Source organism: Streptomyces sp. YPW6 (genome assembly GCF_018866325.1).
Classification (GTDB): Bacteria; Actinomycetota; Actinomycetes; order Streptomycetales; family Streptomycetaceae; genus Streptomyces.
Genome location: NZ_CP076457.1, coordinates 5,581,702 through 5,605,631, shown reverse-complemented (window position 1 = coordinate 5,605,631; position 23,930 = coordinate 5,581,702). Strand labels below are relative to the sequence as shown.

Annotated in this window: 20 protein-coding genes, 3 tRNA genes and 1 pseudogene; 9 read left to right on the top strand and 15 right to left on the bottom strand. The window is 71.7% G+C overall.

Going from position 1 to position 23,930, the window contains the following annotated elements:
* Positions 1 to 469: 469 nt before the first annotated feature.
* The 7 genes and pseudogenes from KME66_RS24665 to KME66_RS24635 form a co-directional block, all read right to left on the bottom strand.
* A pseudogene (locus KME66_RS24665) lies at positions 470 to 1,150 on the bottom strand (IS701 family transposase); the annotation flags it as partial.
* Between the two features lie 122 nt (positions 1,151 to 1,272).
* Positions 1,273 to 2,655, bottom strand: coding sequence for a PIN-like domain-containing protein (locus tag KME66_RS24660; RefSeq protein WP_216326010.1), 1,383 nt, complete (start codon positions 2,653 to 2,655; stop codon positions 1,273 to 1,275).
* 160 nt (positions 2,656 to 2,815) lie between these two features.
* Positions 2,816 to 3,223, bottom strand: coding sequence for a PIN domain nuclease (locus tag KME66_RS24655; RefSeq protein ID WP_124265741.1), 408 nt, complete (start codon positions 3,221 to 3,223; stop codon positions 2,816 to 2,818).
* The gene (locus tag KME66_RS24650) at positions 3,220 to 3,453 is read right to left on the bottom strand and encodes a type II toxin-antitoxin system VapB family antitoxin (protein WP_028426397.1); all 234 of its coding nucleotides are present in this window, start codon (positions 3,451 to 3,453) and stop codon (positions 3,220 to 3,222) included. The genes KME66_RS24655 and KME66_RS24650 overlap by 4 nt, the downstream gene beginning before the upstream one ends.
* Before the next feature lie 423 nt (positions 3,454 to 3,876).
* Positions 3,877 to 3,950: transfer RNA gene (locus KME66_RS24645), tRNA-Ile, on the bottom strand.
* A 234-nt stretch (positions 3,951 to 4,184) separates the two neighbouring features.
* A tRNA-Asn gene (locus KME66_RS24640) sits at positions 4,185 to 4,257 on the bottom strand.
* A 5-nt stretch (positions 4,258 to 4,262) separates the two neighbouring features.
* Positions 4,263 to 4,335: transfer RNA gene (locus KME66_RS24635), tRNA-Asn, on the bottom strand.
* Between the two features lie 182 nt (positions 4,336 to 4,517).
* Here KME66_RS24635 and KME66_RS24630 point away from each other — a divergent pair.
* The 4 genes from KME66_RS24630 to KME66_RS24615 all read left to right on the top strand — a co-directional run bounded on the left by KME66_RS24630 (position 4,518) and on the right by KME66_RS24615 (position 10,402).
* Positions 4,518 to 4,823, top strand: a complete 306-nt coding sequence (locus KME66_RS24630; protein WP_006124242.1) for a hypothetical protein — start codon at positions 4,518 to 4,520, stop codon at positions 4,821 to 4,823.
* A 121-nt stretch (positions 4,824 to 4,944) separates the two neighbouring features.
* A complete protein-coding gene (locus tag KME66_RS24625; RefSeq protein ID WP_073217023.1) occupies positions 4,945 to 6,396 on the top strand; it encodes an FGGY family carbohydrate kinase in 1,452 nt (483 codons plus the stop codon).
* A 344-nt stretch (positions 6,397 to 6,740) separates the two neighbouring features.
* Positions 6,741 to 8,474, top strand: a complete 1,734-nt coding sequence (locus KME66_RS24620; RefSeq protein WP_216326007.1) for an ABC transporter ATP-binding protein — start codon at positions 6,741 to 6,743, stop codon at positions 8,472 to 8,474.
* A complete protein-coding gene (locus KME66_RS24615; RefSeq protein WP_073217019.1) occupies positions 8,474 to 10,402 on the top strand; it encodes an ABC transporter ATP-binding protein in 1,929 nt (642 codons plus the stop codon). Before KME66_RS24620 ends, KME66_RS24615 begins: the two co-directional genes overlap by 1 nt.
* 122 nt (positions 10,403 to 10,524) lie before the next feature.
* Here KME66_RS24615 and KME66_RS24610 read toward each other — a convergent pair whose 3' ends face one another.
* The 5 genes from KME66_RS24610 to KME66_RS24590 form a co-directional block, all read right to left on the bottom strand.
* Positions 10,525 to 11,616, bottom strand: coding sequence for an RNA polymerase sigma factor (locus tag KME66_RS24610; protein WP_073217017.1), 1,092 nt, complete (start codon positions 11,614 to 11,616; stop codon positions 10,525 to 10,527).
* 207 nt (positions 11,617 to 11,823) lie between these two features.
* Positions 11,824 to 13,755, bottom strand: coding sequence for a DNA primase (gene dnaG, locus KME66_RS24605; protein WP_073217015.1), 1,932 nt, complete (start codon positions 13,753 to 13,755; stop codon positions 11,824 to 11,826).
* A 113-nt stretch (positions 13,756 to 13,868) separates the two neighbouring features.
* Entirely contained in the window at positions 13,869 to 15,128 is a 1,260-nt protein-coding gene (locus KME66_RS24600) for an NAD(P)/FAD-dependent oxidoreductase (RefSeq protein ID WP_216326004.1), read from the bottom strand.
* Between the two features lie 138 nt (positions 15,129 to 15,266).
* A complete protein-coding gene (locus KME66_RS24595; protein WP_216326002.1) occupies positions 15,267 to 16,634 on the bottom strand; it encodes a deoxyguanosinetriphosphate triphosphohydrolase in 1,368 nt (455 codons plus the stop codon).
* A gap of 276 nt (positions 16,635 to 16,910) precedes the next feature.
* The gene (locus KME66_RS24590) at positions 16,911 to 17,870 is read right to left on the bottom strand and encodes a sirohydrochlorin chelatase (protein ID WP_216325998.1); all 960 of its coding nucleotides are present in this window, start codon (positions 17,868 to 17,870) and stop codon (positions 16,911 to 16,913) included.
* A gap of 243 nt (positions 17,871 to 18,113) precedes the next feature.
* Between KME66_RS24590 and KME66_RS24585 the strand changes: the two genes are divergently transcribed.
* Positions 18,114 to 18,851: an ElyC/SanA/YdcF family protein gene (locus tag KME66_RS24585; RefSeq protein WP_253208473.1), complete on the top strand. Its 738-nt coding sequence runs from the start codon at positions 18,114 to 18,116 to the stop codon at positions 18,849 to 18,851.
* A gap of 294 nt (positions 18,852 to 19,145) precedes the next feature.
* Here the strand turns inward: KME66_RS24585 and KME66_RS24580 are convergent, their stop codons facing one another.
* The 3 genes from KME66_RS24580 to KME66_RS24570 form a co-directional block, all read right to left on the bottom strand.
* Positions 19,146 to 19,631: a gamma-glutamylcyclotransferase family protein gene (locus tag KME66_RS24580; protein ID WP_216325995.1), complete on the bottom strand. Its 486-nt coding sequence runs from the start codon at positions 19,629 to 19,631 to the stop codon at positions 19,146 to 19,148.
* Positions 19,628 to 19,969, bottom strand: a complete 342-nt coding sequence (gene cutA, locus KME66_RS24575; protein ID WP_073217002.1) for a divalent-cation tolerance protein CutA — start codon at positions 19,967 to 19,969, stop codon at positions 19,628 to 19,630. The genes KME66_RS24580 and cutA overlap by 4 nt, the downstream gene beginning before the upstream one ends.
* Before the next feature lie 78 nt (positions 19,970 to 20,047).
* Positions 20,048 to 20,770 (bottom strand): NADPH-dependent FMN reductase, encoded by a 723-nt coding sequence (locus tag KME66_RS24570; RefSeq protein ID WP_253208472.1) that lies wholly within the window; start codon positions 20,768 to 20,770, stop codon positions 20,048 to 20,050.
* A gap of 77 nt (positions 20,771 to 20,847) precedes the next feature.
* Between KME66_RS24570 and KME66_RS24565 the strand changes: the two genes are divergently transcribed.
* The 4 genes from KME66_RS24565 to KME66_RS24550 all read left to right on the top strand — a co-directional run bounded on the left by KME66_RS24565 (position 20,848) and on the right by KME66_RS24550 (position 23,930).
* Entirely contained in the window at positions 20,848 to 21,657 is an 810-nt protein-coding gene (locus tag KME66_RS24565; RefSeq protein WP_216325992.1) for an aminotransferase class IV family protein, read from the top strand.
* Between the two features lie 77 nt (positions 21,658 to 21,734).
* Entirely contained in the window at positions 21,735 to 22,196 is a 462-nt protein-coding gene (locus KME66_RS24560; protein WP_216325989.1) for a DUF5990 family protein, read from the top strand.
* A 380-nt stretch (positions 22,197 to 22,576) separates the two neighbouring features.
* Positions 22,577 to 23,122: a hypothetical protein gene (locus KME66_RS24555; protein WP_216325985.1), complete on the top strand. Its 546-nt coding sequence runs from the start codon at positions 22,577 to 22,579 to the stop codon at positions 23,120 to 23,122.
* Positions 23,123 to 23,297: 175 nt separating this feature from the next.
* Positions 23,298 to 23,930, top strand: coding sequence for a class F sortase (locus KME66_RS24550; protein ID WP_216325981.1), 633 nt, complete (start codon positions 23,298 to 23,300; stop codon positions 23,928 to 23,930).

Genomic DNA, 23,930 nt, shown 5'->3' with positions numbered 1-23,930 from the left:
TTACCGACCGTTGAGTGGTCGGTCTGGCTGACCAAGGAGTCCGTTCAAGCCCGGTACTGGGCAAAGGTCTACCGAACCTCGTCAACCGAGGACTGCTGGTTCTTCTTCGGCGGGATCTCTAGCACCGGCCATGACAGCTTCAGGGCCGCCTCGCGGCCGGGCAGGACGCGGCGCGGCACGGTGCCGGGCCATCTTCATGGGTACCAGCTCGCGCACGGTGTCATCCCTCGGCTCGGCTGAAGTATCGACAGCCCGACCGTCTGCCATACCTGCGACAACCACTCCTGCCAGCAACCAGCACACCTGCGACTGGGAACAGCGGCTGAGAACCGTGCAGAGTGGCTAGTGCCATGTTGGTGCGGGGTCTGGCATGTCGCGGTGACAGGTGGGGCAGGCGCCGGTCCAGATCACGAGGAGGATCTGCAGCTCGCGGACGACTTGGTAGAGGCTCAGGCCGGCGCCGTCTCTTTTTTGGGGATCGGCTCAGTCGCTGCAGGGTGCAGAAGGCGTGGGCGACCGAGACGAGGGTGACGTGGTGGTGCCAGCCTGGCCAGGTCCGGCCTTCGAAGTGAGCCAGGCCGAGGGCCTGCTTCATCTCGCGGTAGTCGTTCTCGATGCCTCGATGCCCCAGGACCGCGTCTCGTCGATCATGTCGAGGGCCAGCTGCCACTTCTCGACATGCCCCACCTCGGCCGGGATGGCGCACTTGTCACGGCGGGCACCTTGGCCCGGTCGGCCTTCGGGGAGGCAGGATCCCAGCTTCCGGGCAGGAACAGCCGCCAGTTCACCGCCGCCGAGGCGCCGTTGGAAGCCAGATGAAGCGAAACTAGTTGGTGACCTTGCCCGCGGTGCCGGTGTACTGCCGGGTCACGCACGCCGACGCGTCCCCGTCCTTGAGGAACCCGGTGTCATCGATGACCAGCGCGGTGGGTTTGATGACCGGCTGCATGCGCCAGGCCAGCCGGGCCCGCACATGCGCCGCGTCCCACGGGCTGGAGGTGACGAAGTGGGCCAGCGCCTGCCGGTTACCGTCCTCGCCCAGACGGGCGGCCATCGGCTCCACCGACTTTCACGCACCGTCCAGCAGCAGGCCCCGCAGATAGACCCTGCCCCACCGACGCTGATCCGCTCGCGCGAACGGCTCGAACATCTCCGCCGCGAAGTCCTCCAGATCACACCGGGCCGCAGCCAACTCCTCACCCAGCAGACCCAGTCAACGACACGACCGATCAAGAAGACACGCCATCACAGACCGCACATGACCAAGCCCTACTAGGCCCTGTCGGAAGGTTCGCTCCCAGCCTCTCCGCTGTCTCTGGTCTGCCACAGGCTGCCCCCTTCGTACTTGCTCCGGAGCAGGGGAATCACAGCGCTGGGAATGCGGAATCCCTTCGCCCAGGAAGGGTCGACGGCGTGACCGTAGACGGTGGTCAGCAGGAAGGGCTCTCCACCCGTCAGCGCTCCTACCGCCTGCAAATCCCTCGACAGGGTGCCGATCGGTTGGGTGAAGCCGCGGAGTCTGCGTGTCTCGTCATAGCCGGCAAGCTCGTACACCGCCTCCCTGTCCACAAACCCGCCGTTCGCCGCAGCTGCAACGATCGCTTTGACTCGGGATGGGTAGCGCCTCATCAACTCGTCCATGAACACCGTTAGCGACTCCGCCGTCCAGGCCCCCTCTTCGAAGTCTTCGGCGGCCGATGCCTCACCCAGTTGCTCCAGGTCGCGGACCGAGCCTTCGTCCACGTTCAGTTCGAGGAGTTCCTCGGCCCAGCGGAGCAGTTCGCTTGGAGTGAGCATGTAGAGGTCTACCCGGGCGTGCTCCCGCAGTTCCAGGAGGAGTTCGGCACGGGGGCGTGGCGGGATGTCGTATCCGCGACTGGTCCACCAGTCCTTCTTCACGTCCCCGGTGACCAGCAGAACGTCGCGCCCACGGTGCCGGGCCTCCGCCATGAGCTGGACCCACAGAAGGTAATCACCGGCAGCCAGCTCAGGTTCCTTGGTGCGGAAGTCCTCGTGTCCCGGCGGTATCCCCTCATCGGCGCGCTCCTGTGCCTCTTTCACGGCCTTGTCGTACTCGTCCGGCGGCAGCGGCTCGCCGATCCGCCCGTGCAAAAGCGGTTCAAGGACGTTGAGCACCGGGTCGGTGTGCGTGGTGGCAGTTTCCTTGAGCGCGTCGCACTCCGCCTGTGCCCGGATGAACATTTTGAGGCTGTCGGCCGCTTTGGTGAGTTCGGTCAGGTCTTGGTCAGTCCGCTGCGCAGCCTCTTCGTCATCCTTGAGTTGAACGGCGGTCAGCCAGGTGGTCACTGCTGTCCGGGCCGCCTTGACCGCCTTGTCGAGTGCGGTGCCCGCCTCATTGGCCTTGGTCGCGTGGTGATGGCGTACGGTCGCCGACTCGCGGTTGCGCCAGAACTCCGTGAGCACCTGGTGTGGGATCCACAGTCGCTCGCGGAGCCTGGCGAGGGCGGCAAGCATGTCCCGGCGGGTACTCTCGTTCGAGCGGTAGAGATTGAGCAGCACATTGGTGTCGAGCACCACCAGACCGGAATCGAAGATCCGCTCATAGTCAGAGCGAAGTGGGCTCCGGTGGGCCTCGTCACAGTCAAAAATGCCCCGGTCCTGCGGCTGGTCGGATGTGGTGTGCGGTGCCGCCATGAAACGCCCCCTGGAATCGCGATGCGTACCAGCATCCCCGGCTGGGTGCGCGGGGAAAGTCTTACAGGGCCGCGCTCTGGGGCGCAGGTACTTTCGTCTCACGCGGGCAACAGGCTGAGGGCAATGAGCCAGCCTTTCACGGCGACCCACTTGGACATCGTCAGGCGCGCACGTCCCGCTGCTGCACTTCCTTGAGGACCGCCGCCACCGTGGCGAAGTCGTTGTCGACATGGAGCACGGTGTGGCCGTGATGAACCGCGGTCGCACACACCAGAAGATCGATGGGCCCGGCGGCCCGGTGCTGTCCCTGCTGGGTGAGCTTGTACTGCGCGGTATCGACCCAGCGCCATGCGTTCTTGGGAACTGGCGAGGACTGGCAGAGAGCATCCACCTCTTCGGCCAACTCGTCGCGGTGGGCCGGACTGGTGGCCGAGTAGAGGAACTCCGCCCTCGTGGGCTCGCAGATGTGGAACACGCCCGCGGCGATGTGCCCTTCCCAGGGCAGCAACGCCCCCGGCGTGCGAAAGAGGTGCCAGAGCGCGGAGGTGTCGAGGAGGTACGTGATCACTCGAAGGCTGCCCGCCGGGCGCGCTTGGAAGCCGCATGCGCCGCAGCCGCGGCCTCGAACTCGCCCCGCTCACCCCGCGCGACCAGCTTTTCGGCAGCCTCCAACCGCTTGATGCGCGCCACGTAGTCCCGCAGAGCCCCGTTGACCGTCTCTTTCTTCGTCGAGACACCCATGAGCCGCATCGCCTCGGCCAGCGCCTCGTCATCGAGATCGACTTGGGTAACAGACATGCCAGCCACCTTTCACCGAGAGTCCGTGATGTACATAAGCACGATACATCACCAACATTGCCTTGCGCGGGCCATCACGCACGAGGAAGACGCGACCCGATCGCCGACAGACACCCGCAAGACACAGTCACGGCGACCACACCCCTGGCCTGGCCGCAACCCGAAAAGCAGGACCACTTCGCCGGGGAACCACGGGTACGGATGCTAGGTGCAGGTGAACCCCTCACGGGAGGGCCGTGGGACCGCTGTTAACCATCCCGCGGCGCCGAGACCGGAAAGGTCCAGGTCACAGCCACGCAGGAAGCCCTCTCGACACATGAAGACCCTCGTCCGCCACACCACCGTGAGGCGAACACCTAACGCAATATGACCGTGAAAAACGCGTTTACCCAGGTCAGAACGATTCTGCCTGGGGACGCTCGGTGGGGCGGGTGGGACTCGAACCCACGGCCGACGGATTATGAGTCCGCTGCTCTAACCGGCTGAGCTACCGCCCCGTTTCGGCGTGGCGCGTACAAGTGTGCGCACCGTCTGCCGCAGCATAGCCGGTCATACGATCTCTCGCTCAGGTTGGCCGGCTTCTCCTGATCTTGAGGACGTCGCTGCGTGCTGCCCGGTTGCGGTCAAGGCCGGGGAGACCCGAAAGAGTCACCCCGAGGCCCCGGGCACCACCCTGGAGGGGTGCGGGCGGGCACGCGAAAGAGGACCCCGAAGGGTCCTCTCCCGTTCCGCTCCCCCGACTGGACTCGAACCAGTAACCCTCCGGTTAACAGCCGAATGCTCTGCCAATTGAGCTACAGGGGATCGCGCTCCCCCGACTGGACTCGAACCAGTAACCTGCCGGTTAACAGCCGGCTGCTCTGCCAATTGAGCTACAGGGGATTGCTGCGTTGCCTCGAAATCGTACCTGCCTGGCGGCTGCCGGGCGGCGCGCGTTCGCTGCGACACATACATTAGCGCAAGCAGGGGGGTGCTCCGCCAATCGGTATCGCCCGGGGTGATCTCGGGTGCTCGCGGGTAGGCGGGCTGCACACGTCGCACCAAGCGTAGGAAGGGTGGCAGCCATGCGGTACCGGCTCACGTTCATCGCCGGAGTGGCCCTCGGTTACGTGCTCGGCACGCGAGCCGGGCGCGAGCGTTACGAGCAGTTGAAGAAGTCGGCCCGGCAGTTCGCGGAGAACCCCGCCGTGCGCAACGCCGCCGAGAGCGCCGCCCACAGCGGGCGGGACATCGCCGGCAAGGCGTACCACTCGGTCAGCGACAAGGTCGGGGACAAGGTGCCCGCGTCGGTCGCCGAGCGGGTCCGGTCGCTGCGCGACCGCAGCAGCCAGAACGGCTTCGAGGACGACTGGGGGACGACCAACACCTAGGGTCGCCGTTCGGATCAGGCCGGATCCCGCGAGCCCGGCCTGATCGGAGCGGGAGGTCCGGCGGGGCCCGTGGGGCGCGGGGCGGTTCCGGGTTGGTCCCGTGGTGCGGCAGAATCTTCGTATGGGCATAGTCGCGGGGCTGGACAGTTCTTCCGCCTTCTCTCACATCGTCGTCTGCGACACGGACTCGGGCGCCGTGCTCCGGGAGGGGTACGCCGCCCATCCGGTCGAGGCCAAGGCCGCCGAGGTCGATCCGCAGGCCTGGCTGCTCTCGCTCGGCGAGGCGGCCTCCGGCGGGCTGCTCGAAGGTGTGCAGGCCATCGGGGTCTCCGCCCAGCAGCACGGGCTCGTCCCCCTGGACCAGCAGGGCAATCTCGTCCGCCCGGCCCTGGTCGGCAACGACCGGCGGGCGCAGGTCGCCGCGGCCGATCTCGTCGACGGGCTGGGCGGTCGGCAGGCCTGGGCCGAGGCCGTCGGGGCGGTGCCGAGCGCCGCGCAGCCGGTGGCGAAGCTGCGGTGGCTGGCCCGGACCGAGCCGGACAACGCCCAGCGGGTGGCCGCCGTGCTCCAGCCGCACGACTGGCTCGTGTGGCAGTTGCTGGGCCGCCCCGCCCGTCGGACCACGGACCGGGGCGCGGCCTCGGGCACCGGGTACTGGTCGGCCGGGTCCGCCTCCTACCGGCCCGATCTGGTCGAGCTGGCGCTCGGGCACTCGGCCGCGCTGCCCGAGGTGCTCGGGCCCGCGGACTCCGCCGGGATGACGCCGGAGGGCCTGCTGATCTCGGCGGGCACCGGCGAGACCATGGCCGCCGCCTTCGGGCTCGGGGTGGGCGTGGGTGACGCGGTGGTGTCGCTGGGGGCCTCCGGTTCCGTGATGGCGGTGCACCACGAGGCCCTTGCCGATTCGAGCGGGATGATCACCTCGTTCGCCGACGCCACCGGCATGCACCTGCCGGTCGTCCACCTCTCCAACGCCGTGCGGGCGCTGCGCGGCACCGCCGAGATGCTGGGTCTCGACGGGCTGGAGGAGTTGTCCTCGCTCGCCCTGAAGTCGACGCCCGGCGCCTCGGGACTCGTCCTGCTCCCCTATCTGGAAGGGGAGCGCACCCCTCAGCTTCCCCACACCGCCGGCACCCTCTGCGGGCTCCGGCGTGAGTCGATGAAGCCGGAGCACCTGGCGCGCGCCTCGTTCGAGGGCATGCTGTGCTCGCTCGCCGACGCCTTGGACGTGCTGCGCGGGCGCGGTGTGGAGGTGCGGCGGGTGTTCCTGCTGGGGGCCGCCGCCGAGCTCCCCGCCGTACAGGCGCTGGCTCCGGCGGTGTTCGGCAGCCAGGTCGTGGTGCCGCAGCCCGCCCAGTACGCGGCGATCGGCGCGGCCCGGCAGGCGGCCTGGGCCCTCGGGGTCTCGCAGGGCTCCCTCGACCCGCACACTCCCCCGCCCTGGCAGGGCGCCGCCGCCCAGGTGCTGGAGCCCGGCGACGAGCTGGCGGTGGGCGGCGCGGTGCGGCAGCAGTACACGGCGACCCGGGACCAGATCCACCCCGGGGCCTTCGGTGGGCAGCACCCCGCGTAGGGCCCGTTTCCCGGCCGGGGGCGCACACCCGCCGCACCCCGCGCAGGGCCCTCCTCGCTGGCGTCCTGCTCCTCCAGCGCCCGCACGGGTCGGTCGGATCCGCCTGGCCGCGGGGCCACTTCCGGTGCCCCGGCGCCCGCCGTACGCCGGTCGGGCCGGGTCCGTCTCCGGCGTACGAGCGTGCCCGGTGCCGGGGCCGTTCGCGCGCCCGTGCGGCCCGAGCGCGCGGACTCCCGCCCGCGCACCAGGTTTGACCCGGGCTTGGGGAAAACGGTTCGCCCGTGACGTACGGCGTACGCGAAACTGGCTCGGCCTCTGCCTGCCGCCGATTCCGAGAGACGCGCGTGCTCATACAACTCCTGCGGGCCCATCTGGGCCCGTACAAGAAACCCATCGTGCTGCTGGTCCTCCTCCAGCTGCTCCAGACCTGCGCCACCCTGTACCTGCCCAGCCTGAACGCCGACATCATCGACAACGGTGTCGTCACGGGCGACACCGGCTACATCCTGGAGTTCGGCGGTCTCATGATCGCCGTCAGCGTCGTGCAGGTGCTGTGCAACGTGGGGGCCGTGTACTTCGGGGCCCGCACCGCCGCCGCCCTCGGGCGTGATGTGCGGGCCGCCGTCTTCGACCGGGTGCAGTCCTTCTCGGCCAGGGAGCTGGGGCGTTTCGGGGCTCCCTCGCTGATCACCCGGACCACCAACGACGTCCAGCAGGTCCAGATGCTGGTGCTGCTGGCGTTCACGCTGATGGTGTCGGCCCCGATCATGTGCGTCGGCGGGATCATCATGGCGCTCGGCCTCGACGTGCCGCTCTCCGCCGTGCTGCTGGCGGTCGTGCCGGTGCTCGGTGTCTCGGTCGGCCTCATCGTGCGGAGGATGGGTCCGCTGTTCCGCACCATGCAGGAGCGGCTGGACGGCGTGAACCGGGTGCTGCGCGAGCAGATCACCGGCAACCGGGTGATCCGGGCGTTCGTCCGGGACGGGTACGAGGAGAAGCGCTTCCGGGGCGCGAACACCGAGCTGACCGATGTGTCGGTGGCGACCGGGCGGCTGATGGCGCTGATGTTCCCGACCGTGATGACGGTGGTCAACCTGTCGTCGATCGCCGTGGTGTGGTTCGGCGCGCACCGCATTGACAGCGGCGGGATGCAGATCGGTGCGCTGACCGCGTTCCTCGCCTATCTGATGCAGATCGTGATGGCCGTGATGATGGCCACCTTCATGTTCATGATGGTGCCGCGCGCCGAGGTGTGCGCCGAGCGCATCGAGGAGGTCCTCGGGACCGGGTCGAGCGTCACTCCGCCCGTCGCGCCCGTCACCGAGCTGCGGCGGCACGGGCACCTGGAGGTGCGGGGCGCGGAGTTCCGGTACCCGGGAGCGGAGGAACCGGTGCTGCGGAACATCGATCTGGTGGCGCGGCCCGGGGAGACCACCGCGGTCATCGGGTCCACGGGCAGCGGGAAGTCCACGCTGCTCGGGCTCGTACCCCGGCTGTTCGACGTGACGGACGGCGAGGTGCTGGTCGACGGCGAGGACGTGCGGACGCTGGATCCGGCGCTGCTGGCGAGGACGGTGTCCCTGGTGCCGCAGAAGCCGTACCTCTTCTCGGGGACGGTGGCGACGAATCTGCGGTACGGGAATCCGGACGCGAGCGACGAGGAGCTGTGGCACGCGTTGGAGGTGGCGCAGGCGAAGGAGTTCGTCCAGGCGCTGGAGCACGGGCTCGACGCGCCGATCGCGCAGGGCGGCACCAATGTGTCCGGCGGCCAGCGGCAGCGGCTCGCGATCGCGCGGACGCTGGTGCAGCGGCCGGAGATCTATCTGTTCGACGACTCGTTCTCGGCGCTGGACTACGCGACCGACGCGGCGCTGCGGGCGGCGCTGGGCCGGGAGACGGCCGGGGCGACCGTGGTGATCGTGGCGCAGCGGGTGTCCACCATCCGTGACGCGGACCGGATCCTGGTGTTGGACGAGGGTCGGCTCGTGGGCGCCGGCACCCATCACGAGCTGATGGACGGCAATGAAACGTACCGGGAGATCGTGCTCTCCCAGCTGACGGAAGCGGAGGCCGCGTAATGGCCGGTCCGGGCGGACGGATGATGGCCGGGGGCGCGCCCACCGACCGGTCGATGGATTTCAAGGGGTCGAGCAAGCGGCTGCTGAAGCGGTTCGGCCGGGAGAAGGCCTCGCTGTGGCTGATGCTGGGCGCGGTGGCGGTGAGCGTCGCGCTGTCGGTGGCCGGGCCGAAGATCCTGGGGAAGGCGACCGACCTGGTCTTCGCCGGTGTGGTCGGCCGGGAGATGGCCGAGGGCACGACGAAGGCGCAGGTGATCGAGGGGCTGCGGGAGGACGGCCGGGGGTCGATGGCCGACATGCTGTCGGGTGTGGACTTCACCCCGGGCGAGGGCATCGACTTCGGCGCGGTGGGGAACGTCCTGCTGATGGCCCTGGTGGTCTACGTCGGGGCCGGGCTGCTGATGCTGGTGGCGACGCGGGTGTCGATCCGGGTGATCAACCGGATCGTGTTCCAGCTGCGCGAGGACCTGCAGACGAAGCTGGCGCGGCTGCCGCTGTCGTACTTCGACCGTGCCAAGCGCGGTGAGGTGCTGAGCCGGGCGACGAACGACATCGACAACATCTCGCAGACGCTCCAGCAGACGATGGGCCAGCTCATCAACTCCCTGCTGACGATCGTCGGCGTGCTCATCGTGATGTTCTGGATCTCGCCGCTGCTGGCGCTGGTGGCGCTGGTGACGGTCCCGCTGTCGGTGGTCGTGGCCACCCAGGTCGGCAAGCGGTCGCAGCCGCAGTTCGTGCGGCAGTGGCAGGTGACGGGGAAGCTCAACGCCCATATCGAGGAGATGTACACCGGGCACACCCTGGTGAAGGTGTTCGGCCGGCAGGAGGAGTCGGCGCGGGACTTCGCCGAGCAGAACGACGCCTTGTACGAGGCGGGCTTCAGGGCCCAGTTCGCCAGCGGGATCATGCAGCCGCTGATGCTCTTCATCTCGAACCTCAACTATGTGCTGGTCGCGGTGGTCGGCGGGCTCCGGGTCGCGTCGGGCGCGCTGTCGATCGGTGACGTCCAGGCGTTCATCCAGTACTCGCGGCAGTTCTCGATGCCGCTGACGCAGGTCGCCTCGATGGCCAACCTGGTGCAGTCCGGTGTCGCGTCGGCGGAGCGGGTCTTCGAGCTGCTGGACGCCGAGGAGCAGGACGCGGACCCGCAGGACGGCGAGCGCCCGGAGCGGCTGGACGGGCGGGTCTCGCTGGAGAAGGTGTCCTTCCGCTACGAGCCCGACAGGCCGCTGATCGAGGACCTGTCGCTGAGCGTGGAGCCGGGGCAGACCGTCGCGATCGTCGGTCCGACGGGCGCCGGCAAGACCACGCTGGTCAATCTGCTGATGCGGTTCTACGAGGTGACGGGCGGGCGGATCGCGCTCGACGGGGTGGACGTGGCGAGGATGTCCCGGGACGACCTGCGGTCGTCCATCGGGATGGTGCTCCAGGACACCTGGCTGTTCGGGGGGACGATCGCGGAGAACATCGCGTACGGCGCTTCGCGCGAGGTCACCCGCGAGGAGATCGAGGAGGCGGCGAGGGCGGCCCACGCGGACCGGTTCATCCGGACGCTGCCCGACGGGTACGACTCGGTGATCGACGACGAGGGGACCGGGGTCAGCGCGGGCGAGAAGCAGCTGATCACGATCGCGCGGGCGTTCCTCTCCGACCCGGTGATCCTGGTCCTCGACGAGGCGACCAGCTCGGTGGACACCCGGACCGAGGTGCTGATCCAGAAGGCGATGGCGCGTCTGGCTCACGGGCGGACGTCGTTCGTGATCGCCCACCGGCTCTCCACGATCCGGGACGCGGACGTGATCCTGGTGATGGAGAACGGATCGATCGTCGAACAGGGCACGCACGAGGAGCTGTTGGCGGCCGGTGGAGCCTATGCCCGGCTGTATGCGGCCCAGTTCGCGGAGGCACTGGCCGAGGTGGACTGATGTCACCCCGCGCGGATCGGCCGCCCCCCTCGTAGGCGGGGGCGGGCTGATGCGTCCCGTGCGGTTCGGCCGCCGTCCGTTCGCGGAGGCGTCGGCCGGGACGGCCGGTTCCCCGGCAGGGGTCAGTCGAGGTAGCCGCGGAGCTGGTCGGCGAAGGCGTGGTCCCGCAGTCTGCTGAGGGTCTTGGACTCGATCTGGCGGATACGTTCGCGTGTCACGCCGAAGATCCGTCCTATCTCCTCCAGGGTGCGAGGCCGCCCGTCGTCCAGGCCGTAGCGCAGCTGGACGACCTTGCGTTCGCGCTCGCCGAGCGTGGAGAGCACCGCCTCCAGGTGCTGGCGCAGCAGCAGGAAGGCGGCGGACTCGACGGGGGACGCGGCGTCGCCGTCCTCGATGAGGTCGCCGAAGGAGACGTCGTCCTCCTCCCCGACGGGGGCGTGCAGGGAGACCGGCTCCTGGGCCAGGCGGAGGACTTCGGTGACCCGCTCGGGGGTCAGGTCCAGCTCGACGGCGATGTCCTCGGCGGTCGGTTCGACGCCGCGCTCCTGAAGGAGGCGGCGCTGCACACGGACCACGCGGTTGATCAGTTCCACGACGTGGACGGGGACGCGGATGGTGCGGGCCTGGTCGGCCAGGGCGCGGGACATCGCCTGGCGGATCCACCAGGTGGCGTACGTGGAGAACTTGTAGCCCCGGGCGTAGTCGAACTTCTCCACGGCCCGGATCAGACCGAGGTTCCCCTCCTGGACGAGGTCGAGCATGGTCAGCCCGCGGCCCACGTAGCGTTTGGCGACGGAGACGACGAGGCGCAGGTTGGCCTCGATGAGGCGGCGCTTGGCGGTGCGGCCCATCACCACCAGCCGGTCCAGGTCCACGGCGAGGCGGGAGTCGAGGTCCGGGGTGCCGGCGAGGCGTTCCTCGGCGAAGAGCCCGGCCTCGACGCGGCGGGCGAGCTCGACCTCCTCGGCGGCGGAGAGCAGCGGGATGCGGCCGATCTCGCGCAGATACTGCCGGAACAGGTCGGAGGTGGGGCCGCCGGAGTCCGCCCGGTTCCTGGGGTCCGGCGGTTCGGGGAGGTGCGTCGCTTCCACCATGACCGCCTCGGGTGCGGGTCCGGGCGGGCCGGCTGCGGTCTCCGGGTGGTGCAGGGCCCTGTTCTGCGCGGGGATGGCCGCCACGGGCGCGGTCGTGGTCGTCACGGTCCGGGTCTGCACGGGGGCGACCTCCAGGTGATCGCTGCCGGATGACGGGGTGGAGGCCGGTCCGGACCCGGGTGTTCCCCTGCGGACCGGCGTGCTCCGATGCCTCAGACATTCCCCAGTGTGGGGTACGGCACACGGCCGCCACGAGGGGCGTGCGGGCACTTTCTGATTCCGGTCCGTCACCGGGCGGTTACCGTCCCGCCGGGCCGGTGGGAGGGCTCAGAGGGCGGCGGCGCCGTGGGCGCGCAGGGTCTGGGCGTACTGCTGGAGCACCCACACCTCGTTCTGCGCGGCGGCCAGGTCCTGGGGGGCGACGTGGTTGCCGAGGCGGGCGAGGCTGCTCTGTACGTCGGCGATGCGGCGGTCCACCGCGCGCAGCCGGACGTGGACGAGGTGCATGCCCGCGTAGGTCTCGTCGATGGTCCGGCCGTGGAAGACCTCGACGGCCAGCTCGGTGACGAGGTTGCGGACGGTGTTGTCGGGGGCGGCGTCCAGGACCGCGCCCAGATACGCCCGGTCGTCGGTGATGCCCTGCTCGGCGCCGCCCGCCTCCTCGATGCAGCGGCGCACGGCGGCGTAGGGCGGGGCGGTGAACTCGTCCACGCCGTACGCGTCGAAGGCCGGGGAGACCAGGGCGGGCCGCTGGAGGGCGAGCTTGAGCAGTTCGCGCTCGGTGCGGTGGGCGGGGCTGCGGAGGTTGAGCGCGGGGCCGGAGAAGGCGGGGGCCGGGGCGGGGGCGGTCTGCTGCGGGGGGCCGCCGCGCGGGCCCCGGCCCTGGGGTCCGCCCCGGCCGCCCCGGTCCTGGTGGTCGCCGCCCTTGTCGCGGGCCCAGCGGGCGAGCTGGGCGACGCGGCGGACGACGAACTCCTGGTCGAGGATGCCGACGAGACCGGCGAGCTGGACGGCGACCTCGCGCTGCACGCTGCTCGTCTTGATCTTGGCGACGACGGCGGCGGCCTCGTCGAGGGCGGCGGCGCGCCCGGCCGGGGTCTCCAGGTCGTAGCGGCCGACGATCTGGCGCAGCGCGAACTCGAAGAGCGGGGTGCGCGGCTCGGCGAGATCGCGCACGGCGTCGTCGCCCTTGACGAGCCGCAGGTCGCAGGGGTCCATGCCGTCCGGGGCGATGGCGATGTAGGTCTCGGCGGCGAACTTCTGATCGTCCTCGAAAGCGCGCAGGGCGGCCTTCTGGCCGGCCGAGTCGCCGTCGAAGGTGAAGATCACGCGGGCGCTGCCGTTGTCCATGAGGAGGCGGCGCAGGATCTTGATGTGGTCGTTGCCGAAGGCGGTGCCACAGGTGGCGATGGCGGTGGTGACCCCGGCGAGGTGGCAGGCCATGACGTCGGTGTAGCCCTCGACGACGACGGCGCGGCTGGCCTTGGCGATGTCCTTCTTCGCCAGGTCGATGCCGTACAGCACCTGGGACTTCTTGTAGACCGGGGTCTCGGGGGTGTTCAGGTACTTCGGGCCGTTGTCGTCGTCGCGGAGCTTGCGGGCGCCGAAGCCGACGATGTCGCCCGCGGTGTCGCTGATCGGCCACATGAGGCGGCCGCGGAAGCGGTCGATGGGGCCGCGCCGGCCGTCCTGGGAGAGGCCGGAGGTGATCAGCTCCTTGTCGCTGAAGCCCTTGCCGCGCAGATAGCGGGTGAGGTGGTCCCAGCCGGCCGGGCTGTAGCCGACCCGGAAGTGGGTGGCGGCCTCCTGGTCGAAGCCGCGTTCGGCGAGGAACGTGCGGGCGATCTCGGCCTCGGGGCTCTCCAGGGCGCGGACGTAGAACTCGGCGGCGGCCTGGTGGGCCTCGATCAGCCGGATGCGTTCGCCGCGCTGGTGGGAGGGGTTGTAGCCGCCCTCCTCGTACCGCAGGGTGATGCCCGCCTTGGCGGCGAGGCGCTCGACCGTCTCCGAGAAGGAGAGGTGGTCGATCTTCATCACGAAGGCGATCGTGTCGCCGCCCTCCTGGCAGCCGAAGCAGTGGAACAGGCCCTTGGAGGGGCTGACCTGGAAGGAGGGGGACTTCTCGTCGTGGAAGGGGCAGAGGCCCTTGAGATTCCCGCCGCCCGCGTTGCGCAGCTGGAGGTACTCGGACACGACGGCGTCGATCGGGACCGCGTCCCGTACCGCCTTCACGTCGTCGTCATTGATCCTTCCGGCCACGCATGAAGTCTACGGGTGACCTCGGACAGCCCGGGTCCCGGCGGGCGGGCGGCCGGGACCCGGGCGGTGGGCCGGGGTGCGGGCGGCGCGGCCCGCGCCCCCGGCCGTACGTCTCAGAGCAGGGAGTCCAGCGGGACCGACGGGTCGGCGAGGGCCTCGGGGTCGTGCTGCTGACGGGCCCGGATCAGCTCCTGGATCGTCTCGGTGACATCCCACACGTTGACGTTCATCCCGGCGAGGACGCGGCGGTCCTTCAGCCAGAACGCGATGAACTCCCGCTTCCCGGCGTCGCCCCGGATGATCACCTCGTCGTAGGAGCCGGGCGGGGCCCAGCCGGAGTATTCGAGGCCCAGGTCGTACTGGTCGGAGAAGAAGTACGGGATCCGGTCGTACGTGACGTCCTGGCCGAGCATGGCGCGGGCGGCGGCCGGTCCGCCGTTCAGGGCGTTGGCCCAGTGCTCGACGCGCAGCCGGGTGCCGAGCAGCGGGTGGGCGGCCGCCGCGACGTCCCCGGCGGCGTAGATGTGCGGGTCGGAGGTGCGCAGCGAGGCGTCCACGGCGATGCCGCCGCCGTGGGCGCGCTCGGCCAGTTCCAGACCCGCGGCCTCGGCGAGGGCGGAGCGCGGGGCGGCGCCGATCGCGGCGAGCACGTCGTGGGCGGGGTGCTCCTCGCCGTCGTCGGTGCGGGCGGTGAGCACCATGCCGTCCTGGCCGGTGATCTCGGTGAGGCGGGCTCCGAAGTGGAAGCGGACGCCGTGCGAGCTGTGCAGCTCGGTGAAGATCTGGCCCAGCTCGGGGCCGATGACCTGGTGCAGCGGGGTCGGCTCGGCCTCGACGACGGTCACCTCGGCGCCGTAGCCGCGGGCTGCGGCGGCGACCTCCAGGCCGATCCAGCCGGCTCCGGCGATGACCAGGTGGCCGTTGTCGCGGCCGAGGGCGGCGAGCACGTTGCGCAGCCGGTCGGCGTGGGCGAGGCGGCGCAGGTGGTGGACGCCGGCCAGGTCGGTGCCGGGGATGTCGAGGCGGCGTGGTTCGGAGCCGGTGGCCAGCAGCAGCTTGTCGTAGTGGATGACGGTGTTGTCGCCGAGCTGCACGGTCTTCGCGTACCGGTCGAGCGCGGTGACCGGCTGGCCGAGGTGCAGCTCGATGTCGGCGCCCGCGTACCAGGGGCGTTCGTGGGTGAAGACGCTGTCCCGGTCGGCCTTGCCGTCCAGGTATCCCTTGGAGAGCGGCGGGCGTTCGTAGGGGTGGTCGCGCTCGTCGCCGATGAGGATCACCCGGCCGGTGAACCCTTCGGCCCGCAGTGTCTCGGCCGCCTTCGCCCCTGCGAGTCCCGCTCCGACGATGACGAATGTCTGGTGTGCGTCGACCACTTGATGCCTCCTCAGTGCTGTGCTGCGCGGCGCCCCCACAGCTGCGAGCGTCCCGCACACAGTGTGATGGCGAAAGAGGGTGTGCCCCGGACAGGTCACACCCCGTGGTCAGAAGTCCGGCCCCTCCCAGTCTGCCGGTCAGCCGCGACGGGCGGTGAGCGCGGCGTGCAGGGATCGTGCGGAGGCGTCGGTGAGGGCGGCGATCTGGTCGATCAGCACCCGCTTGCGGGCGTGGTCGTCGGGGGCCTGGTCGAACAGGGCGCGGAAGTGCGGCTCCAGGCCCTCGGGGGCGCGGGCGGTGAGGGCGGCGGCCAGCTCGGCGATGACGATGCGCTGGTCGGCGCGGAGGGTCTCCTGCTCCGCACGCTGCATCACGTAACGGTCGGCGACCGCCTTGAGGACGGCGCACTCGTTGCGGACGGCGCGCGGGACGACCAGCTCCGCGCCGTACCGGCCGAGGCGTCCTGGACCGTACACCGCGCGGGTCGCGGTCTCGGCCTCGAGGCAGAAGCGGCCGATGAGCTGGCTGGTGGCGTCCTTCAGGCGGGCCTGGGCCACGGCGGAGCCGTCGTAGCCGTGCGGCCACCAGTCCTGGTCGATCAGCCGGTCCAGGGCCTCGGCCAGCTCCTGCGGGTCGGTGTCGGCGGGGACGTAGCGGCCGATGGCGACCGCCCAGATCTCCTCCCGCTCCGGCTCGGCGTAGAGGCAGTTGGGGTCGATGTGCCCGGCGTGCAGGCCGTCCTCGAAGTCGTGCACCGAATACGCCACGTCGTCGGACCAGTCCATCACCTGCGCCTCGAAGCAGGTGCGGTCCGCGGGGGCGCCTTCGCGGGCCCAGGCGAAGACCGGGAGGTCGTCGGCGTACACCCCGAACTTCGCCGAGTGCGGGTCGGTGGGGTGCGCGCCGCGCGGCCAGGGGTACTTGGTGGCGGCATCCAGGGCGGCCCGGGTGAGGTTGAGGCCGACGCTGACCAGCTCGCCGGTGCGCGGGTCGCGGACGAAGCGCTTGGGCTCCAGGCGGGTCAGCAGGCGCAGCGACTGGGCGTTGCCCTCGAAGCCGCCGCAGTCGGAGGCGAAGTCGTCGATCGCCTGCTCGCCGTTGTGGCCGAACGGGGGGTGGCCCATGTCGTGCGCGAGGCACGCCGTCTCCACCAGGTCGGGGTCGCAGCCGAGGACCGCACCGAGCTCCCGGCCGACCTGGGCGCACTCCAGGGAGTGGGTGAGCCGGGTGCGCGGGCTGGCGTCCCACTGATGGGACCGGGTGCCGGGGGTGACGACCTGGGTCTTCCCGGCGAGCCGGCGCAGGGCAGCGGAGTGCAGCACCCGGGCGCGGTCGCGCTGGAAGGCGGTACGGCCGGGCCGCTTGTCCTCCTCGGTGTCGAAGCGCTCGGTGTCCGCGGGACCGTAGGGGCTCGCCCCCGGACCGCTCTGCGCGCTTCGTGCGCCGCGCGTGCCGTGTACCGTTTCCGCCTCGTGTGCGCCCTGTGTGCCCTGTGTGCCGTCCATGGTCCCGACAGTAGCGACCGGAACGGACAACGGGCGTGAGCGGGCCGGGATGTCAGGCGGGGGCGAGCAGGCTCACGGCGTCGGAGCAGGCGTAGGCGGGGGCGAGCAGGCTCACAGCGTCGGCGGGGCGAGGGGGCGTCAGGCCGGTCGGGCCGGTCAGGCCGGATCGGGGACGGGACTGGTGCCGTGCATCGCCGGGGCGGAGGGGGAATCGGACGGGGTCTCCCCTGCTCGAACGGAGTGGAGAGCTCGGGAAGGGGCCGTGGCGGGTGACGGCTACGCGGCCAGGTGCGCTGCCAGAGCACGCGCGTCCGGCCTGGCCGGCCGGGCGCACCCTGGGGATGTCCGTGCCTGGTCGTAGCGGTGCAGGACGAGGCGGGCCATCGCCGGGTGGGCGCCGAGCGGGGCGGCGGCCCGGTGCGGTACGGCGTCGGCGCAGGCGCTCGCGAAGCGGCCGGGGGCGGTGAAGTACGAGGCGACGAAGGTCCGGTGGCGTCCCCGGGCGGCGAGGGCGCGCAGGGCGGCCGGGACGGTGGGCGTGGCGGCGGAGGCGTACGCGGGGACGACGGGCACGCCGAGGCGCATCGAGAGCAGGCGGGCGGTGCGCCGGGTGTCCTGGGCGGAGTCGGGGTCGCGGGACCCGGCGGCGGCGAGGACCACACCCGCGTGTCGGCCGTCCCGGTCGGCGGGGTCCCAGCCGGCCTCCACGAGCCGCCCGTACAGCGCCTCGACGAGCAGGGGGTGCGGGCCGAGGGGCGCGGCGATCCGGGTCCGTACGCCCGGGGCGGCGGCCGTCGCGGCGGGCAGGTCGCGCTTGACGTGGTGGCCGCGCCCCAGGAGCAGCGGTACGAGGACGGCTTCGGCCCCGCGCAGGCCGTCCAGGGTGTCCGGGAGCAGTGGCGCGTTCAGCTCGATGTGGCCGAGCCGGACGTCGAGAGCGGGGCGCAGCTCGCGGACCCGGTCCAGGAGGGCTTCCACGGTGCGCAGGGCCTGCGGGTCGCGGCTGCCGTGCGCCACGGCGACCAGGGCCGGGGCAGCCGGGGGCCGGGCGGAGGCGGCGCCGTCCTCGGTGGGGCGGTCGGGGTGCCGGGTGCGGTGCATGGGTCTGCGGGTTCCGTTCCGGGAGACGAGGCTGAGCTGTGCGCCGAGCTGGTCGGTGATGCGGGCGAGGAGGTGCGCGGTGCTGTCGGTCAGCGGGGGTGACTGCTGGGGCTGTTCCGGGGCCGGCTCCGTCATGGACCGATGATGCCGGGCGGAGGTTGCCGGGCCGTTGCGTGAGGGTCACCGGTGTTTTCCGCCGCCTCACGGCGGGGGCGGGGACGATGTGCGGGGCCGGGGAGGGGCGGTGTGCGCCAGGTGTCGGATGCCACATCCGGGGCGGCGGGCGAACCTTTGCCTTGCCCAGGTCGTCAGGTGGGGTGGCGGCAGGAGTGCGCGTACGGCACGGCCGACGGACGACGTTGAAGATCGGGGGTTGCGATGCGCGGGAAGAGCGGGGAGAGACGGAAGCGGCTCGGGCGACGGCTGAGGGAGGTCCGGTGGCCGGCCCTGCTGCGGCTGCCGCGTACCCGACGGGGGCAACGGCGGCTGGTGCAGGGGCTGATGGCCGTCTGTGTGCTGGCGCTGGTGCCCGCGACCTGGATGCGCCTGGCGGCCGGTGACCGGGTGGGCACGACGGCCGAGGCTCCGGCCCGGGAGGTCGCCGTGGTGTTCGGGGCCGGGTTGTGGAACGGCCGGCCGACCCCGTATCTCGCGCACCGGCTGGACGCGGCGGCCGAGCTGTACCGGACCGGGAAGGCCAAGGTCGTCCTCGTCACCGGGGACAACAGCCGGGTGGAGTACGACGAGCCGGACGCGATGCGCACGTATCTCACCGAACGCGGGGTGCCCGACGAGCGGATCGTGAGCGACTACGCCGGATTCGACTCCTGGGACTCCTGTGTCCGGGCCAAGAAGATCTTCGGGGTCGACCGGGCGGTGCTGGTGAGTCAGGGGTTCCACATCCACCGGGCGGTCGCGCTGTGCCGGTCCGCCGGGATCGACGCGTACGGCGTCGGGGTCGACGAACCCCGGGACGCCACCTGGTACTACGGCGGCGTCCGGGAGCTGGCCGCCTCGGGGAAGGCGGCCCTGGACACCGTGTTCCGGCCCGACCCGCGCTTCCTGGGGCCCGAGGAGGCAGGCGTGGCCGAGGCGCTGGCGGCCGGGGCGCGCTGACGGGCCGGGGTGCCCTGACGGGCCCGGGGGGTGCGCTGGCAGGCCCGGAGGGTGCGACGGAGCGGCTTGCGCCGGGCGGGGGACGTCCGGCGCAAGCGCTCCGCCGCACCCCCGGGGAATCCCGGCGCGGAGCCCCGTGAGCCCGAGGGAATCCCGACGCGGGCCCCCGCGCGTCCCGGTGAGTCCGGCGCGGGGCCCCGGCGCGGCCCCCAAGAGCCCGACGCCCGCCCATACGAGTCCGGCGGGAGCCGGGACGGCCGCAGGACCGGGTCCCGCGGCCGGAGGCGCGTCCTCTCAGGAGCCGTCCCTGGTGCGTCCGGTGATCCACCGCCCCTCGGGGATGAGGACGCCGCCGGTCCGCAGGGAACGGGTGACGGCGGCCGCGGCGAGGTAGACCCAGGCCCGCACGGAGCCCCCGTCGCCGGAGTCCCGCGGCTCGACCTCGCGGACGACACGTTCGTACAGGTTGCGCGGGTGGCCGGGGCCGAGGAACTCCTCCAGGTGGTCCAGCAGCCCGAGCAGCTCCCCGTACACCCCGGGCGCGGCGACGAGCAGGGTGCCGTGGACGCGGCCGTGGCCCTCGATGGCGTACGGGTAGCCGGGGCCGTCGTAGAGGAGGGCCCGGGGCAGCACGGCCGGGCGCTCCTCCGCCGTACGGCCCCGCAGGAACAGGTCGTGGTTGGGTTCACCCGGCAGCAGCGTCCCGTACACGAAGAAGGGCAGCTCGGCATCGGCGGCGCCGGCGCCCGGGGCGGGGGTGGTCATGTCCGCCGCCGTCACAGGGCCGCCGGAGGGGCCGTCTCCGCCGTCACCCAGCCGAGGTAGCGGGCGCTTCCCCGGATCACCGGCAGGGCGATGATCTCCGGCGTGTCGTAGTCGTGCTCCCGCTGGAGGTGCTCCTCCAGTTCGTCGTAGCGCTCCGCCGTCGTCTTGAAGAGCACCTGCCACTCCTCACTCGTCTCGATGGCGTTCTGCCACCGGTAGACGGAGGTGACGGGGGCGGAGATCTGCGCGCAGGCCACCAGCCTGGCCTCCACCGCCGACTGCGCCAGGGCGTGGGCCTTGTCCTCGCTGTCGGTCGTGGTCAGTACGGTCAGCCATGCGGCCGGCGCTGTCATCGTCGGTCTCCTCGGGATACGGACTACGGCGGGCGCTCTGCCCGCGGGCCTTCGGTCCGATTGTCGGCCCATCGGGCGTCAGGCGCCGTACGGACGGGCGCTCCTGGCGTCGCGCAGGGCGGTGCCCCACCACACCACCTGGTCGAGCAGCACCTTGGCGGCCGCGTCGGCGGGGCCGGGGTCCCGGTGGCGCCCTTCGTCGTCGAAGAGGGCGCCCGCGTTGTGGAAGGACACGGTGTCGCGGACGGTGACGGTGTGCAGTTCGGCGAAGACCTGCCGGAGCTGTTCGACGGCGCGCAGCCCGCCGGAGATGCCGCCGTACGACACGAAGGCGACGGGTTTGGCCTGCCATTCGGCGCCGTGCCAGTCGATGAGCGTCTTCAGCGGTGCGGGGAACGAGTGGTTGTACTCGGGGGTGAGGACGACGAAGGCGTCGGCCGCGGCGAGCCGTTCGGAGACCGCGGCGAGACGCGCCGCCTCCTGTGGGCCCGGACTGAAGGTGATCGCGGTCGGCAGGCCGGCCTCGGCGACGTCGATCAGGTCGGTCTCGATGCCGGGGTGTCCGGCCGCTCGGCCCATAAACCAGTCGGCGATGACGGGGCCGAAGCGGCCGTCCCGGTTGCTGCCGAGGATGACGGCGGCCTTGAGGGGAGCCGCATCGGCCGATGCGGCCGCTGCGCTCTGCGAAGCGGATGAGGTCTGCGGGGCAGGCGCCGCCTTCGAGGCAGCTGAGCCTGATGAGCTCTGCGGGGCGGACGTCGTGGGCGGGATGGGTGACGTGGATGCGGCTGTGGTGTCCATGCGATCGACCCTTCCGCCTCAACCATGGTTGAGGTCAAGCCCCGCCCGTGTCGACGCGCTCCCTCTACGGTGGCCGCATGACGACACCGCCGCCCGCCCTCCACATCGAGCTCGACGGCCACCCTGCCACCGAGGAGACCCTGCGGATCCCCGCGCTGTACGGCTTCGGCCACTTCACCGCGCTCCAGGTGCGGGACGGCCGGGCGCGGGGGCTGGGCCTGCACCTCGCACGGCTGGACGCCGCGAACCGGGAGCTGTTCGGCCTGCCGGTGCGCGGCGACCGGGTGCGGGAGCTGATCCGGCACGCCCTGGGCGGGGCGGGGCGGCGGGACGCCTCGGTGCGGGTGAACGCCTACCTGCCGCCCGGGGCGACGCACACGACGCTGATGGTGACGGTCCGGGAGCCCGCCGCCATGCCGTCCGGGGCACGGAGCCTGATGTCGGTGCCGTACGCGCGTACCGCCCCGCACATCAAGCGGCCCGGCGAGTTCGGGCAGACGTACTACGGGATGCTGGCCGGGCGGGCGGGGTTCGACGACGCGCTGCTGACCGCGCCGGGCGGCGTGGTGACCGAGGGGGCCATCACCAACATCGGCTTCCGGGACGGGACTTCCGGCTCGGTGGTGTGGCCCGACGCCCCGGCTCTGACCGGCATCACCATGACGCTGCTGGAACAGGGGCTGGAGCGGGCGGGACGGCCCTCGGTGCGCCGCCCGGTGACACTGGCCGGGCCGGACGGGGTCGGCCGCTTCTCCGCCGCCTTCGTCTGCAACTCGCAGGGCATCGCGCCGGTGGGGCGGATCGACGACACCGTGTTCCCGGTGGACGAGGACCTGATGAGGGACCTGGGCGCGGTGTACGACGGCACCCCGGAGGACGCCGTGTGAGACTCCCGGCGGGAGGGCCGGGCTCCGCGCCGAGGGGCGGGGGCACGGCGGCCCCGGCCGTGGCGGACCATGGGGGCATGCAGATCCACATCGAGGCGTCGGCCCTCCCCGGCCGCGCCTGCGTCCCGGACGGCGACCTTCCCGGCTACGAGAACATCCACGTCGGTGTGCAGCGCAAGGACCGGCCGGGCGAGCTGCTCGGCCTGCACCCCGGGGACGCCCCCTCCGCGTCGTGGGTGCTCGACTGCACGGCCACCGTGACGGAGGACGGGGTCGAGGTGTCGGGCCCGTACGTCCAGAACCGGCTGGGCGGGCGGTTCGTCTATCTGTCGTGGGGCACGGTGGACGACGCCGGGGTCTTCACCATGTTCCGGCGCGCGAAGCTCATGTTCAGCGACATCGAGCCGGACGTCCTCGCCGCCGCCGCGCGCTCCGGGCAGCTCACGGGGCGGCTCGGGCTCACCGACCCCCGGGGCCGACCGCTGTGCGCCCGGGTGCGCCCGCCGCAGATCACCTGGAGCGCCACAGGCGCAGCGTGACCCGCGGGTGACGGCCGGCCGGAGGAGGGCCGACGCCGTTCCCACCGGTCCAGGGGGGAGTGGACCGGTGGGAACGGGTCCGTGGGGGGCGGGGGTCCGTCCCGTGGGGGGTGCTGTGCGTGTGCCCGCGACCCACCGGGCCACACGTGTGACCCGCGTCACATCGCACGTACGCCTCACCCGATCGGCACCCGGCGCGCCGGCACGGACCGAACGGCGCAGCCGCACCGCCGCGACCTGCGGTGATCCATCCGGGCAAGAGTGCCGCGCCGGTCCGTACGGGTGAATGCTGACCCGGCGTCAGGAGGCGTGGCGGGCCGCACCCCCGTTGGCTCGGGGTCAGGACACACCCGTTCGCGCCGTCTGCCCGGAGGATCCCCATGCGCAGTCCTGCCCGCCTCGTGACCGGCACCGTCGGTGCCGCGTTCACCGTCATCGCGTTCGGTCTCACCGCCGCCGCTCCGTCCGCGTACGCGGGCGACTTCGGCCGTCTGGAGATCACCCCGGCGACCGCTCCGCCCGGCGCCACCATCACCGTGAACACCACCGCCTGCGGCAAGAAGGGCTCGGGCATCGGCGACGCGAACGCCCTGGACGCCGGGGACTTCGAGGTGCGTCCCGGGACCCACAAGGAGGTCGTGGTCGGCCGGTTCACCGTGCCGCACGACACCCGGCCCGGCGTCTACGAGATCGTCGTCTCGTGCGACAACGGCAAGGACGCGGTCGGCGACCTGGAGGTGATCGGCGGCGGCAAGCACGAGAAGCCCGTCCACGACCGACCGTCCGGCCATGTGCGGACCGGGGTCGGCGGCAGCGTCGAACCGAACTCCACGCAGGTCGCCCTCGGCGTCGGCGTGATCGGTCTGGCCGCCGTCGGCGGGCTGTGGCTGCTGCGCCGCCGCTCCGAGGGCGCCGAAGGAAGCTGAACCGAGGGCGCCGCGGGAATGACCTCCCGAAGGCGCCGTCGGAACCGAGGGCGCCGCGGGAATGACGCCCCGCAGGCGCCATGGGAAGCCGAACCGCCGCTTCCCCCCTTGACCGGGCGGGGCGCGTCCCCGAGCGCGTCCCGCCCGCCCCGGACCACCGACCGAGGACGACGCCGTGTCACCGAGCGCGCAGAAGGCCAAGGGCTGGCTGGTGGGCATCGCCGTGCTGTGCGGCATCTGGCTCATCCAGAACGGGCCCGGCGGCCAGGTGATGCCGCCGCAGCCCTCCAGCGCCCAGGCCTTCGCCGCCGGGCCCCAGCTCCAGCCCGGCTCCCCGGTCGCCGAGCCGCTGGACCCCTCCGACCCGGTCCGCATCCGCATCCCGGCCATCGAGGTGGACGCGCCGATGACGCCGCTCGGGCTGACCGCCGACGGCAGTCTCGACGTACCGCCGGACGAGGACCGCAATCTCGCGGGCTGGTACGAGGACGGTGTCCCGCCCGGCGCGCGGGGCACCGCGATCGTGGCCGGGCACGTGGACAACGCCCAGGGCCCGTCCGTCTTCTACGCCCTGGGCGCCCTGGCCAAGGGGACCCGGGTCGAGGTGGACCGCAGGGACGGGCACACGGCCGTGTTCTCGATCGACGCCATCGAGGTCTACGACAACGACGACTTCCCCGACCAGCGCGTCTACGGCGACGCGCCGCACGCCGCGCTGCGGCTGATCACCTGCGGCGGCGGCTTCTCGAAGGAGACCGGCTACCAGGGCAACGTGGTGGCGTACGCGCACCTCACGGACGTGCGCTGA

What these genes read in the sequence shown, in the direction of transcription:
- KME66_RS24570 (WP_253208472.1), bottom strand. Translation starts at nt 20,770, where the DNA reads ATGGACACCACAGCCGCATCCACGTCACCCATCCCGCCCACGACGTCC.
- KME66_RS24560 (WP_216325989.1), top strand. Translation starts at nt 21,735, where the DNA reads ATGCAGATCCACATCGAGGCGTCGGCCCTCCCCGGCCGCGCCTGCGTC.
- KME66_RS24595 (WP_216326002.1), bottom strand. Translation starts at nt 16,634, where the DNA reads ATGGACGGCACACAGGGCACACAGGGCGCACACGAGGCGGAAACGGTA.
- KME66_RS24565 (WP_216325992.1), top strand. Translation starts at nt 20,848, where the DNA reads ATGACGACACCGCCGCCCGCCCTCCACATCGAGCTCGACGGCCACCCT.
- KME66_RS24585 (WP_253208473.1), top strand. Translation starts at nt 18,114, where the DNA reads ATGCGCGGGAAGAGCGGGGAGAGACGGAAGCGGCTCGGGCGACGGCTG.
- KME66_RS24555 (WP_216325985.1), top strand. Translation starts at nt 22,577, where the DNA reads ATGCGCAGTCCTGCCCGCCTCGTGACCGGCACCGTCGGTGCCGCGTTC.
- KME66_RS24615 (WP_073217019.1), top strand. Translation starts at nt 8,474, where the DNA reads ATGGCCGGTCCGGGCGGACGGATGATGGCCGGGGGCGCGCCCACCGAC.
- cutA (WP_073217002.1), bottom strand. Translation starts at nt 19,969, where the DNA reads ATGACAGCGCCGGCCGCATGGCTGACCGTACTGACCACGACCGACAGC.
- KME66_RS24625 (WP_073217023.1), top strand. Translation starts at nt 4,945, where the DNA reads ATGGGCATAGTCGCGGGGCTGGACAGTTCTTCCGCCTTCTCTCACATC.
- KME66_RS24650 (WP_028426397.1), bottom strand. Translation starts at nt 3,453, where the DNA reads ATGTCTGTTACCCAAGTCGATCTCGATGACGAGGCGCTGGCCGAGGCG.
- KME66_RS24590 (WP_216325998.1), bottom strand. Translation starts at nt 17,870, where the DNA reads ATGACGGAGCCGGCCCCGGAACAGCCCCAGCAGTCACCCCCGCTGACC.
- KME66_RS24660 (WP_216326010.1), bottom strand. Translation starts at nt 2,655, where the DNA reads ATGGCGGCACCGCACACCACATCCGACCAGCCGCAGGACCGGGGCATT.
- KME66_RS24630 (WP_006124242.1), top strand. Translation starts at nt 4,518, where the DNA reads ATGCGGTACCGGCTCACGTTCATCGCCGGAGTGGCCCTCGGTTACGTG.